The following is a 13375-nucleotide window of genomic DNA, read 5'->3' as shown; positions in this document are numbered from 1 at the left end:
ATGCTAGCGATCGATATCTCGCTTTCGGTGAATGGCCGATCGGTGCGCACCAGCGCGGAGCCGCGCACGCAATTGCTAGAATTGCTGCGCGAAGATCTCAACCTGACCGGCGCGCATGCCGGTTGCGAACAGGGCGTCTGCGGTGCCTGCACAGTGGTTGTCGACGGCAAGCCGCAGCGCTCTTGCATCAGCTATGCCGGAGACGCCGATGGCGGCTCGGTGACGACGATCGAGGGATTCGACAACGATCCGCTCATGGGTGAGCTGCGCGCCGCGTTCACCAGGCATCACGGCCTGCAATGCGGCTTCTGCACGCCCGGCATGCTGATCACGGCACGTGATATCGTGGTTCGCCTTGGCGAGGTTACGCCGGCGCGCATCCGCGAGGAACTATCGGGCAATCTGTGCCGCTGTACCGGCTATGTCGGCATCGTCGAGGCGATCCTAGAGGTCAGCGCAGGCAAGCAGCCGGCCGCAACTGTCGCTGCCGCCGTAGCCACCGCGGTCCGAACCGCCCCGCCAGCGTCCGAATTCGTGAAGCAGGCTGTTTCACCAGCCAAGAGACCTGCTTCGGCAAGTGTCGCGGCCACGCCGTCACGGCAAGGATGGACCTCGATCCAACAGCGGCTTCAGATCGCCTCGTCACCGGCCGACGTATGGACGAAGCTCACTGATCTGAAACAGGTCGCGACCTGCCTGCCCGGCGCGGAAATCACGACCATTGACGGCGACCACATCGAAGGCCGCATGCACATGGCGCTGGGGCCGATGAAAGTTGCGTTCAAGGGCGACGGCAATGTTACCCTGGATGCGACGGCCCGTCAGGGCCGCATGACCGGCCGCGGACGCGACACTGGATCTGGATCGAGCGCCGAGGGCGAAGTCGAATGGCACGTGTTGCCTGGCGACGCCGATCCGGCTGCCGCGAGCACCCTGGCCATCACTTTGTCTTGGCGTTTGAGCGGCCGGCTGGCGCAGTTCAATCGCGCCGGTCTGGTGCAGGACGTTGTGCAGCGCCTGACGTCTGACTTCACGGCTAATCTCGAACGTTCACTGAAGGGCGAAACGGCTTCGTCGGACCTATTCAAGCCAATCAGCTTCTGGTCCCTGGCATGGGCCATCCTGAAGGGCCGCCTGACCGGACGGCGCTGATCATCGCGATCGGGAGATCGACCTTACCTTCACCATCTGCAGTACCAACCTGCAGGAAATCGTCGGTTGACGTAGGAAATCGTTGTCTGTGTAGCGGGCGACGACTCGAAAGCAGGAATTCAACCGCCCCCACAATGGGATTGTCCGCCAGGAACGTTTCACCTGCGCGGCCGTACGGCGAGCCATTGATTGCCACGACCTCAATCGAGAAGCGGCACATGGTTCGGCTCCGTTGCATCTCCGTCATTCGGCACGAGGCGGCGCTGGCGCTCACAGATAGGATTTCGGCAACAGCATATGGATGCCCTTGTTGCCGTCGACGAGCTGGGTGACCCGCAGATTTCCGGCAAGCGAGCAGAGCATATAGGCTTGGTTGCGAGACAGGTTGGTGCGCGCGCAGATGTGCTTGACCATCTCGCGCACCGCCTGCTTCGCGGCATCGTCGAGATCCTCATCGAGGCCGATCGACATCAGATGCGTCGAACTCTCGGCAAACGGCCATGACAGCTCCATGTCCTTACGCACCGTCAGGCGGAACGTGCCGGTCACGCCGGTTTCGAGCGCGGTAATGCAGACCTCGCCGTCGCCCTGCACGCCATGTCCGTCGCCGGCGAAGAACAGCGCGCCTTCATTGTAGACCGGCAGATAGAGCGTCGTGCCGGGACGAAGCTCCTTGTTGTCCATGTTGCCACCGAAGCTGCGCGGTACCGGCGAGCCGCAACGGCCCCAGGCCGCCGGCGGCGCGGTGGCAATGATGCCGAAGAACGGGTCGAGCGGGATCTCGAGGCCCCAGGGCATCACGCAGACATTGCGTTCATGATCGACCTTCGGATGAATCGTTTCGTATTCCGTGAACTCGTCCGGCAAGGTACCCAGCAGCGGCAAGATCGACACGAAGCCCCAGTCCTGCCGCACCTTCACGCTGAGAATGTCGACCTGGAGGACATCGCCGGGCCTCGCACCCTTCACGTAGACCGGGCCTGTGATGAAATGCGGGCCGGGTCCCTGAGCCAGCGTGTCCAGCGCCAGCAGATAGTCGGCCGGCACGATGCTGCGATCCTCCGGCAGGCATTCCTTTCCACCGGCGGGGAAGGAATGCAGCGTGACAGTGTCGCCGGACGCGACCTCCAGAACCGGCGGCGTGGTACTGTCGAGATAGCCCCAGACCATGTTCTCGGGTGCGGAGGAAATTTCATGACGGCGCGACATGGGCTTGCTTTCTTGTTGTGATGTCAGATGGCGATGTGGCGACTTAACAACTCGCGGCTCGACTGATCCATGCGGCCCGCTTCGACTACCGAACCGCGCGACAGCACGACGAAGGCGTCAGCAAGGCTGACGGCGAAGTCGAGATATTGCTCGACCAGAAGCAGCGAGATCCTGCCCTTGAACGAGGCCAGCACATCCTTGATCGCGGCCACGAGATTGGGCTGGATCCCTTCGGTCGGCTCGTCGAGGATCAAGAGGCTCGGCCTCGTGACGAGCGCGCGGGCGATCGCAAGCTGCTGCTGCTGTCCACCGGAGAGCGCGCCGCCGGCGCGTCGCCACATCTGACTGAGCACGGGAAACAGCGCGATAGTTTCGTCCACGACGTCCGTTCCGAACGTGCCGTGCGCACGGGCAGCAGCCTCGATGTTCTCGCCGACCGTGAGCTCGGAGAAGATCTCGCGGCCCTGCGGCACGTAGGCCAGTCCGGCCGCCGAGCGCCGATGCGACGACCAGTCCGATATCTCAGTATCGTCGACCAGCACGCGGCCTCGTGACGCCGGCAGAATGCCCATCAGGCATTTCAGCAGTGTGGTCTTCCCCGCGCCGTTGCGACCGAGCACGGCAAGACACTCGCCGGGCATGATCTCGAAGCCCACCTTGCGCAGAACCTGCGCGCTGCCGTAATGCTGATCGAGGCTCTCGACGCGGAAGCGCATGCCTATCGTCCCAGATAGACGTCGATGACGCGCGCGTCCGCCCTTGCATTCGCCATCGAGCCCTCGAACAACGTCTTTCCTTCGTGCAGGACCGTGACGCGATCGGCGATCTGCTCGACGAAATCCATGTCGTGCTCGACCACGACGATGGCACGATCGGCGCGCTTGAGACTTCGCACGAGAGCGGCCGTGCGTTCGGTCTCTTCGTCTGTCAAGCCGGCGACCGGCTCGTCCAGCATCAGCACGGACGGGTTTGACGCCAGGACCATGCCGATCTCCAGCCACTGCTTCTGTCCATGTGCGAGTTCGGATGCGGAGCGATTGGCCAGGGCCAACAGGCCGACAGCATCCAGAACCTCTGCGACGCGTTGATCGAGTTCGGCTCTCGAGAGAGACCATTTCAGCCCGCCCTGCGCACCGATCTCGATGTGCTGGCGTACGTTCAGGCCCTCGAAGATGCTCGGCTTCTGGAATTTCCGCCGGATGCCCGCACGGGCGATCTGGGATTCACCGGCGCGCAGCACATCGGTGGCGTCGCCAAAGATCACCCGGCCCTTCTTGGGTTGCGTGATGCCGGAGATCACGTCCAGCAACGTCGTTTTGCCCGCGCCGTTCGGCCCGATCACCGCCCGGACCTCGCCGAAATCGATCGCCAGCGACAGCGTGTCGATGGCACGAAAACTGCCGAACTCGACCGTCACCGCGTCGATCACCAGCGCGGTCCCGCTCACCGGTTCAGCTCCGCCGGTTCGGAAGACAGCCGTGAGATCAGCGGGCGATGAAGCCTGAACCTGGCGAGATCGACGAGCCCGTTCGGGAATACGAACACGACCAGCACGATGAGCCCCGAAAGGATGAACGGCCAGAGCTCGGGCGCCGCAGCCGACAGCCAGAACTTGATCGCATTGACCAGCACCGCGCCGATGACGGCGCCGATCAGGTGCCCTCGTCCGCCGATCGCGACCCAGACCGCGATTTCGAGCGACAGATCGGGCGCGAGCAGCCGGGGATTGATGATGCCGACCTGCGGCACATAGAGCATGCCGGCGAGTGCCGCGATCAGCGCCGACAGGCACCAGACGGCGAGCTTCAACAACAAGGTGTCATAGCCGAGCGTGCGCAGCCTCACCTCGTCGTCCCGCGCCGCGATCATGAGCATGCCGAAGCGGCTCTGCAGCAGCAGGCGGCAGCCAAGCATCGTCAAGGCAAGGACAACGACCGAGATCGCCGCGATCGAGATGACGACGCCGCGCGAGCCGATCGGCCAATCGAAGATGACGGCGAACCCGGTCATGCCATTGTTGCCGCCGAAGCCGGTATCGTTGCGGAACATCAGCAGCATCGCGACATAGACCAGCGCCTGGGTGATGATCGCGAAATAGACACCGCCGACGCGGGAGCGGAACGAGACGTAGCCGAACACGCCGGAGATCAGGAGAGTCACGGCAACAGCGACAAGCGCAGCATAGACAAAGTAGCCAAAGCCCGCCCAATAGAACGGGAACGCCGTCCAGCCCATGAACTGCATGAAGTCCGGCACCTTGCCGGTGACCTCGAATGAATGCTTGAGGAGATACATCGCGACGACATAACCGCCGATGCCGAAGAACAGCCCGTGCCCGAGCGAGAGGATGCCGAGATAGCCCCAGATCAGGTCGAGCGACAGCGCCAGCACCGCGAAGGCCGCGAGTTGCCCGATGGCATTGGCGAGATAAGCGGACAAGCCGAACGGAACCGCAATGGACGTGACCAGCGACAGCGCTACCGCAAGCACTGCAGCCAACACAGCCAGGAACGGCCGGTCCGACCAGATTGAGCTCATTTCCGGCGTCCCTTGATGGCGAACAGGCCTTCCGGCCGCCATTGCAGGAAACCGATGATCATCAAGAGCACGATGACCTTGGCCGCAACCGCGCCCCACAGCGGCTCGATCAGCACATTGATCTGTCCGATGCCAAGGGCTGCGACGATGGTGCCGGCGATCGTGCCGACGCCGCCGAGCACCACCACCATGAAGCTGTCGATGACAAAGTTCTGTCCCATCTGCGGATTGACGCTGTAGATTGGCGCAAGCGCCAACCCTGCCAATCCTGCAAGTCCCGAACCAAGTCCGAACGCCAGCATGTCGACGCGGCGCACGGCGATGCCAATACAGCCGGCCATGGTCCGATTCTGGGTCACGGCCCGGATGTTCAGCCCCAGCGGGGTCAGGCGCATCAAGCCCCAGGTCAGGCCAAGCGTGACCACCGCAAACGCGATCGCAAACATGCGGTTCCAGGTAAAGATGAAATCACCGATCACGGGCACCCCGCCGGTGACGTAGAACGGAGTGACGAATTGGAGGTTCTGTGTGCCGAAGGTCACGCGCACCAGATTGATCAGGAACAGGCTGACCGCCCAGGTCGCAAGCAGGCTCATCAGCGGACGGCGATAGAGATGGCGCAGAAGGATCGCTTCCAGCACGATGCCGATCGCAGCGGTCACCAGGAAGACAACGGGAATCGCAATGATGAGATACCACTGCAGCAGGCCGGGCGCGATCAGCCGCAAGGCTTCCTGCACCAGCCAGGTGATATAGCCGCCGAGCATGATGAACTCGCCTTGCGCGAGATTGATTACGCCCATCAGGCCGAAGATGACCGCCAGCCCGATCGCGGCCATGAACAGGATGCTCGCGAAACTCAGGCCATTGTAAAGAGTGGCGAGCGTGTCGCCGATCGTGATGCCCCGACGGATCGCTGCGCTCGCCGCATCGACGGCGCGCCTGAAGTCCGTATTGACGCCGTAGGCGGGATCGTTTGTCAGCGGTCCTACCAGCGCCAGCGCGTGCCGGTCCGGCCTGGACGCGATGCGGCCGATCGCGGCGATGCGCTTGTCCATGTCGGGTGAGTTCAAAGCGGCGCCCTGCGCAACTGCCGAGATCTGCGCTTTCAGGCCAGGATTGCTCTCGTCGCGGCCGGCAGTCTCGAACAGTTGCTCGGGCAGATTCGAGGCCTGCCGTTCCAGCGTGCGCAGGGCTGCAGCGCGGCGTGCGGGATCCGGCGAGCTGCGCAAAGCGAGCGCCGCGTCGGCTGTCTCAAACACCGCTCTGTTCTTCAGGCTAAGCAATGGCAAGCGGCTGCCGTCGGCGGCGCTCCGTGCCGCGCGCGTCAGCGCGTCAACCGACCCGTCAGCCGAGGCGACGACGGCGCCCGTGGCATCGCAGGACAGTTTCCGATCCATCACGCTGCGTGCAATCGGCGCGGCCCAGGCGCGATCGTCGGGGGAGCCCTCCGCCGCGATGTCGATCATTGCGCGACCTGCCTCCCCCATCGCCGCCGCGTCGCCGCACACTTTGCCGATCAGATCGGCCCGCTCCATGGCATAAGCGGTCGAGCACCACGCGACAACGAGCACCCACAACACAAGCGCAAGGCTACGAATCATGCGCGACCATCCGAGCGAAGCCGACGGGCCAGGCGAGCCTGCGATCACGGATCAACTGTAAGGGCTAAACGGAACAGGTTTTGGCGTGTCCTTGGACTGCCAAAGAATGTCAAAGCCCTGCTTCTCGTTGACCGAACCGATGAAGACGCCACGCGAGACATAGTTGTTGTCGGCCGTCATCGAGAGCTTGTATCCGGACGGACAATCGAAGGAGAGACCCGCGAAAGCCTTCGTCACCTCCGGCACATCGAACGAATTGGCCTTGGCGGACGCCATGGCCCAGAGGTGAACCGCATCATAGGCCGAAACCATCGGATCGATGGCGACATCCGCCTTGAACGGCACGTTGTTGGCCTTCACGTAATCGGCCCACTGCTTGAGGAAAGCCGTATTCGCCGGCGCCTTCGCGTTCTGCAGATAAGCCCAGCAATTGAGATGGCCGACCAGCGGCTCCGTGTTGAGACCTTCGAGATCGGCTTCGACCATGTCGAGCCCGAGCACCGGCACGTCGGTGGCCTTGATCCCCTGATTGGCGAATTCGCGCAGGAAGTCCGGGATCGACGAACCAACCACCGTCAGCACCACGATCGGCTTGCCTCCGCCCGCGTCCGCGAAGGCGCGGATCTGGTTGACCAGCGTCTGGAAGTTGGAGAAGCCCAGCGGGACGTACTCTTCCTTCCACGCGCTCTCGGCGATGCCCTTGGACTTCCAGTAACCCTTGAGCTGCTTGTTGATTGTACGCGGCCAGACGTAATCCGAGCCGAGCATGAAGAAGCGCTTGGCGCTGACACCGTCTTCGCTCATCAGATAATCGACCGCCGGCAGCACCGAGCTCGCGGGTGGCGAATTGACATAGACGACGTTCTTGGAGTTCTCGTCACCCTCGAAATGCAGCGGGTAGAACAGCAGCCCGTTGGCCTGCTCAACCACGGGAAGCACGGTTTTGCGCGAGACCGAGGTCCAGCAGCCGAACAGTGCGGCAACCTTGTCCTGGTCGAGCATCTGCTTGCCAATCTGCGCGTAGAGCGGCCAGTCGGAGGCGGGATCGGAGACCATGACCTCGATGGTGCGGCCGTTGACTCCCCCCTTCGCGTTGATTTCCGACGCCGCCATCTTCACGACGTGATTCAAGCGGCCCTCGATGTTGGCCATCGTCCCCGACGACGAAAACAGGCAGCCGAGCTTGACCGTGCCGCCGGCTGCATTTGCGGAACGTACGATTGCCGGCATAGCGACCGATGTCGTTAGCGCCGCCGCCGCGCCAAGTCCAGTTCCGCGAAGAAACGAACGCCGTGAAAACCCTGCCATGGATCGGACCTCTGCTCTCCGAGTGCTGTCCGATTTCAAATCATGGCATTTGGTCAGGCAACGCCAAATAGTATTCAGGTGTGCTCAAGCGCTCGGCAAGGACTTTGCTTCTCGAAGCGTGATGTCACTTTTGCCATTTAGGATGTTACCTTTGCCTCGCGGGGCGACCGCAATGACGCAATGTGCGCAACACCCGCGATGCATCAAACGGCGTTGCGTCATGCCGGCAGCGCAAGCATCGCGTCTCTATCAAATGGTTGAAATCTATGCGATATGCCCGTAATCGGTCACGTATGAGGGTCCACGCCGATGCGCCGCTCACAGCACACTGAACACGAAATTTTATTCCTGCTCGAAGAGGCAGATGCCGGCATTTCGATTGCCGAAATTTGTAGCACGGCCCGTGTCTCGCTGCGGACCTTCTATCGTTGGCGCAAACGTTATGGCGGTCTCACCTCGCCCGCCCTTCGTCATCTGCGGGAGCTTGAGATCGAGAACCAGCGCCTGCGCACCATGCTCGACAAGCTGTCGGAGAACCGCCACGACGGCCGCGCGAGAGCAACGCTGGACAAAATCCCGCGTCAGGATTTCGGCTCGAGCCAGGCGTCGGTGGAAGCTGCAGAGCAGTCGCGCGGCGCCTGCCTGGGTCGTTTTGCCTCGATCCGCTACATGCGCTGACGCCTTCAAACGAGGCGGCATTTCGCTGATTTCGAACAACAATTTTGGCCCGCCCGGTATGGCTGGACGGTTGCCAAGCCGCTGGTGAGCAGCTTTGTCGCAATCGAAAGCTGAGCAGATCCGTTCGTTCCCCTGCCAGCGCTGGAGAGTATTTCATGATGACGGCGAAGCGACCCGCGAAACAATCCGATCGGGACGTCTGGCGCGTCGGCGTACTTTTTTCGCGTACCGGTTTGATGGCGGTCTCGGAATCCGAGCATTTCTTCGACACGGCGCTCGCCATGTAGGAGATCAACGAAGCTGGCGCCATCCTCGGTCGCGAGATCGAAGTCGTCGCCTACGATCCCGGCTCGATCCCCGAAACCTATCGCAAGATGGCCGACCGACTGCGGGAGGGCGCTCGGCTGTTCGAATGGCGCAACCGTAGCGCCAGGCCCGGTCAGATCCGGGACGGACGATGGCTCATAGGAATGGGCATGGCGGCAGCGACGCGCCGGCCTGCGCGGGATTTGCGCGATCTGGAGTGCAAGCGGCAGCAGTTATAGCGCTAACCCGGCCACGACAAGGCTCGTCACGAGCCAATAGGCAAAGAGCACCCCGAGCGATCCCTTGGACATCAGCATCGACCGCCGGAAAGCATCTTCGGCCTTGTCGCCGATGACGATCGCGAGCACCAGCGCCGCTAACAGATAGAACAGCTTCTTGAAGAGATAGCCGACGACGCCGAAGCCGAGCTTCATGACGACGTCGAGATAGGAGTTCGGCACCGAGTAGCCGTCACTACATAGATGATCACGATCAGGGGCGCGATGATGACAAACGGAATCCGCATCAAGGCGGCGAATATCGGAACGGTGAGCAGCACCAGCGCGACGGCGACCACGTTGCAGCCGAGTATCAGGTCAGGCAGCTCTGGTTGCATCTGAAATACGATACTCCGACAGGATCGCCTTCAGCGCGGCTTGAATTCCGATAATACGTCCCTTCTTCTTGAGGCACGCCCCACTATGGGAGGATCAGCGAAGCTCAGACGAGGTTTGGCCCTGCGCCGATGCGAGAAGCCTCTCGAGAAAATGGGGATCTGTGTGCGGCACAAACCGATCGAACGCGTCGATCGTGACACTTTTGAACAGTCCCGCCCGCATGTACGGCTCGTTGGCAAGAAAGACTTCGACCGCTTCGCGCGTCTCGTGACGCAGCATCAGAAACATGCCCTCGACGACAGCGCCATCGGCTGACAACAGGGCGCCGCCCTGCTCGAGCCAGCGGCGGTTTTCGATCATGTAAGCGATATGCACATCGCGGATCGCGAGACGCTCCTCTGCACCGCCGTTTCGGTAGAGGCCGCGGATGATTGTCAGCATGGCGGCCTCATGCGACATCCGTGATGCGACCTGGGGCCGGATTCCGAATTGCCTCGAACTGCTGCAGCAGCCGCTGCTCTTCCCGTTTCGCCATCTCCGCATTCGCCCGCTTGACGTGACCGAATCCTCTTATTTTTTCCGGCAGTATTGCGAGCTTCGCCGCGATGTCGAGTGTAGCCGGCGACAGGCCGGCCAGAAGGCGGTCGACTAGCGCCTTGTAGTCATCGATCAGACGTCGCTCAAATCGCCGTTCCTCGGTATAGCCGAACGGATCGAACACCGTTCCGCGCAGGACACGCAAACGTGCGAGCACCGCGAAAGCACGCAACATCCAGGGACCAAATGCGATTTTCTGCGGCACCGCGCTTCCGGCGCGTGGCCGTGCCAGAAATGGGGGCGCAAGATGGAAACGGAGCTCGAAGTCTCCCTCGAACTGCTGCCGTAGCGCAGCGATGAATTCAGGCCTCGAATAAAGTCGGGCGACCTCGTACTCGTCTTTGTAGGCCATGAGCTTGAACAACGCGCTCGCAATGATCTTCGTCAAAACGAACCTATTGGCGTCCTTCAGCTTGTGCTGCTCCATCGCGGCGCAGTGAGCGACGAAAGTCTGATACGATGTCGCGTAGCTTGCGTTCTGGTACCGGGTGAGTTCGTCGGCTCGCCGGTCGACCAGAGCCTCCCAGCGCTCCGGCTGCATCAAGGTGACGGACTGGGTGGCGCATGTAGGGATCCCCTGTGCGGCGACAACACGACCGCAAGCAAATGCACGCTTGTTCGCATCCACCGCCACTCCGTTGAGGGTAATCGCCTGGATCATCGCGGCCTCGCTCACCGGGATCAGTCCCTGCTGCCAGGCGTGTCCGACCAGGACCATATTGGCGCCTGTCGTCTCGCCGAACTGCTCTTGAGCCAATTGCTGAGCATCGAAACTCGACACACTGTCCGCGCCGGCTGCATGACGAACTTTGGCCAAGAGGTCGTCGCGCCGTGGATCTGCATCTGGATCGCGGGTGAATTCCGCAGTCGACCCCAGATGGGTATTGACCAGGATGCGGGTCCTATCCTTCCGAACCGTCCCGAGACTGTCGGGCAGGCAACCGACGATGAGGTCGCCCATTACCACCCCGTCGGCCTCGCCCCAGTCGATGCGGGGCTGGTTGATCGCGCTCCCGCTTGCTGCGATCCGAAGGTGGCACATCACGGAGCCGCCCTTCTGCGCAAGCGCCGTGAAATCGAGCTCGGCCACCTCCAAACCGTCGAGATGGGCAGCCATTGCGATGATGGCACCAACCGTGATGATGCCGCTGCCGCCGACGCCGGCCACGAGAAGATTGTGCGGCCGCCCGTCAGGCAACTCCAACGATGGCCGCGGAAGGGAGTTGGCGTGAGCAATCCAATCCCGGCCTGACGCCGGCTGTTTGCGCAGCCCTCCGCCCAGAACAGAGACGAAGCTCGGGCAGAAGCCCTCAACGCAGGAAAAGTCCTTGTTGCACGACGTCTGATCGATCGCGCGCTTGCGGCCGAGATCGGTCTCAAGCGGCACAATCGAAAGGCAGTTGGACGCCTTTCCGCAGTCGCCACATCCTTCACATACGGCGCTGTTGATGAACATCCGTCGGGCCGGATCGGGGTATGCGCCCTTCTTCCTCCGCCGACGTTTCTCCGCGGCACAGGTCTGATCATAGATTAGCACCGTGACGCCCTTGATCGCGCGCAATTCGCGCTGGACCGGATCGAGATCGAGTCGATCATGGATGGTAACCCCGTCCAGCACCGTCCCCGCATAACGAGCGGTGTCGTCGGTAACGATCACCACCCTCTTCGCCCCTTCACTCGCCACCTGCCGCGCGATCTGAGGAACCGTAAGTTGGCCGTCGACCGGCTGGCCCCCCGTCATCGCCACGGCATCGTTGAACAGGATCTTGTACGTAATGTTGTGCCCCGCGGCGATCGATTGCCGGATGGCGAGATGACCGGAATGGAAGTAGGTGCCCTCGCCCATGTTCTGAAAAACGTGGGGCGTGGTGGTGAAGGCCGCCTGCCCCACCCAATCGACTCCTTCGGCGCCCATCTGGGTCAGTCCGGACGTCTGCCGATCCATCCAGCTCGCCATATAGTGACAACCCACTCCGGCAAGGGCGATGCTCCCCGCGGGAATCCTGGTGGACGAGTTGTGCGGGCAGCCTGAGCAGAAGTATGGCAGCCGCCGCATGCCGTCCGCCGCATTGCTCAACGAAACCGACCGTTCAAACAGGCCAAGCCTGTCGCTAAAGGCGAGGTCTGGCCGCACGTTGGAGAGCCAGGCCGACAGCGGCGGTGCAAGCGAAGAAGGACGATGCTGGCCAAGCGCCGTGATAAGGGGCGATCCGTCAAGGCTACCGCGCCCCCAAACGCTCGGCCTGCGATCCGCAGGCCAGTTGAAGATCGCATCCTTGATCTGCCCTTCAACGAGGTTTGCTTTCTCCTCCACGACCAGGATGTGTTTCAGTCCATGCGCGAACTGCCCCAAGCGGTCGCGATCGAGCGGAAATGTCAGACCTGGCCGCCAGATTCTGACGCCCTTCTCCGCCAGAGCCTGCTGCGGCAAGCCTGCGCGCTCAAACACTTCCAGAACGTCCTTCGTGTTCTTGCCAATGGCAACAATGCCGATGTCAGCGCCTGGTGCGTCAACCAGCATTCTGTCCAACGGATTTGCCCGCGCGAACGCAGCGATCGCTTCCAGGCGATGAGCAATTCGCAGTTCAATGGCAGGGGTCAGAAAATCGCGGGTGGCATATCCGAGACCGCCTTCCGGAAAGCCGCCTCGTGACGGTACCGCAAAGCGCGGCAGCACGGGAACGGCGAAGCCGCGGCTGCTCTCCACCGTTTCGGAGATCGCCTTGAAAGCAACCCAGGCACCGGAAAAGCGCGAAGCCGCCCAGCTCCACAGCCCAAATTCCACATATTCGTCGACGCTTGCCGGATGAACGATCGGAATTCCCCACCCCATCAAGGACATGTCACTGGCGTTCGGGATCGAGGAGGAGGTGGCGGCATGATCGTCGCCAACCACGAGGACAACACCCCCCTTGACTGAAGCACCAGCGGCATGGCCGTGCCGGATAGCGTCACCAGCGCGATCAACGCCGGGGCCCTTGCCGTACCAGAGGGCGAATACCCCTTCAACGGTCCGGTTTGGATCGTCTGCGACCCGTTGTGTGCCGGAGACGGCCGTCGCGGCCAAATCTTCGTTGATACCCGGCAGAAATCTGATGTCGTGATCCGCTAATGCGGATTTCGCCCGCCACAGCTCCGTGTCCACGCCGGCGAGCGGCGAGCCGCGATAGCCGCTGACGAAGCCTGCGGAATGGATGCCATCGCGCCGGTCCGCAAGCCGCTGCATCACCAGCATGCGGACGAGCGCCTGCGTGCCCGACGCAAAAACACGCCCTTCGGTTTTGGTGATCGCATCATGGAGGCGATAGTCGAGATCGACGCGGGTTGCAGTTTCGCGAAGGGTCATGATGGATTGCTCTTTTTCGA

11 protein-coding genes and 1 pseudogene are annotated in these 13375 nt (G+C 62.2%); 3 read left to right on the top strand and 9 right to left on the bottom strand.

Annotation, left to right across the window (positions count from 1 at the left end; genetic code table 11):
* Positions 1-1152, top strand: a complete 1152-nt coding sequence (locus AC5ZGW_RS13455) for a xanthine dehydrogenase family Fe-S subunit (RefSeq protein WP_130222483.1) — start codon at positions 1-3, stop codon at positions 1150-1152.
* A gap of 270 nt (positions 1153-1422) precedes the next feature.
* Here AC5ZGW_RS13455 and AC5ZGW_RS13450 read toward each other — a convergent pair whose 3' ends face one another.
* Genes AC5ZGW_RS13450 through AC5ZGW_RS13425 form a run of 6 tightly spaced genes read right to left on the bottom strand, consistent with a single transcriptional unit; the run spans position 1423 to position 7811 of the window.
* Complete coding sequence (locus tag AC5ZGW_RS13450) at positions 1423-2361, bottom strand: acetamidase/formamidase family protein (RefSeq protein ID WP_130222481.1); 939 nt, start codon at positions 2359-2361, stop codon at positions 1423-1425.
* Positions 2362-2384: 23 nt separating this feature from the next.
* On the bottom strand, positions 2385-3077 hold the full coding sequence (gene urtE / locus AC5ZGW_RS13445; RefSeq protein WP_130222479.1) for an urea ABC transporter ATP-binding subunit UrtE: 693 nt from the start codon (positions 3075-3077) through the stop codon (positions 2385-2387).
* 2 nt (positions 3078-3079) lie between these two features.
* Positions 3080-3808, bottom strand: a complete 729-nt coding sequence (locus AC5ZGW_RS13440) for an ABC transporter ATP-binding protein (protein ID WP_028163170.1) — start codon at positions 3806-3808, stop codon at positions 3080-3082.
* The gene (urtC, locus tag AC5ZGW_RS13435) at positions 3805-4899 is read right to left on the bottom strand and encodes an urea ABC transporter permease subunit UrtC (protein ID WP_130222477.1); all 1095 of its coding nucleotides are present in this window, start codon (positions 4897-4899) and stop codon (positions 3805-3807) included. The genes AC5ZGW_RS13440 and urtC overlap by 4 nt, the downstream gene beginning before the upstream one ends.
* Positions 4896-6503, bottom strand: coding sequence for an urea ABC transporter permease subunit UrtB (gene urtB / locus AC5ZGW_RS13430; protein WP_130222475.1), 1608 nt, complete (start codon positions 6501-6503; stop codon positions 4896-4898). Before urtB ends, urtC begins: the two co-directional genes overlap by 4 nt.
* Before the next feature lie 51 nt (positions 6504-6554).
* Positions 6555-7811: a transporter substrate-binding protein gene (locus tag AC5ZGW_RS13425; protein WP_130222473.1), complete on the bottom strand. Its 1257-nt coding sequence runs from the start codon at positions 7809-7811 to the stop codon at positions 6555-6557.
* A 309-nt stretch (positions 7812-8120) separates the two neighbouring features.
* Here AC5ZGW_RS13425 and AC5ZGW_RS13420 point away from each other — a divergent pair, with 309 nt between their 5' ends.
* Both AC5ZGW_RS13420 and AC5ZGW_RS13415 read left to right on the top strand, forming a co-directional pair.
* Positions 8121-8489: a transposase gene (locus tag AC5ZGW_RS13420; protein WP_028163167.1), complete on the top strand. Its 369-nt coding sequence runs from the start codon at positions 8121-8123 to the stop codon at positions 8487-8489.
* A gap of 155 nt (positions 8490-8644) precedes the next feature.
* The gene (locus AC5ZGW_RS13415; protein ID WP_496113920.1) at positions 8645-8776 is read left to right on the top strand and encodes a hypothetical protein; all 132 of its coding nucleotides are present in this window, start codon (positions 8645-8647) and stop codon (positions 8774-8776) included.
* A 255-nt stretch (positions 8777-9031) separates the two neighbouring features.
* On the opposite strand, the pseudogene AC5ZGW_RS13410 reads toward AC5ZGW_RS13415, so the two are convergent.
* The 3 genes and pseudogenes from AC5ZGW_RS13410 to AC5ZGW_RS13400 all read right to left on the bottom strand — a co-directional run.
* Positions 9032-9375 (bottom strand): annotated as a pseudogene (locus AC5ZGW_RS13410) (tripartite tricarboxylate transporter permease); the annotation flags it as partial.
* Between the two features lie 130 nt (positions 9376-9505).
* A complete protein-coding gene (locus tag AC5ZGW_RS13405; protein WP_165435014.1) occupies positions 9506-9853 on the bottom strand; it encodes a YciI family protein in 348 nt (115 codons plus the stop codon).
* A 7-nt stretch (positions 9854-9860) separates the two neighbouring features.
* The gene (locus AC5ZGW_RS13400; protein ID WP_130222469.1) at positions 9861-13355 is read right to left on the bottom strand and encodes an indolepyruvate ferredoxin oxidoreductase family protein; all 3495 of its coding nucleotides are present in this window, start codon (positions 13353-13355) and stop codon (positions 9861-9863) included.
* Positions 13356-13375: the final 20 nt, after the last annotated feature.

It is taken from the genome of Bradyrhizobium sp. Crot121 (assembly GCF_059512385.1).
This window is presented reverse-complemented; position numbering and strand designations above follow the sequence as displayed.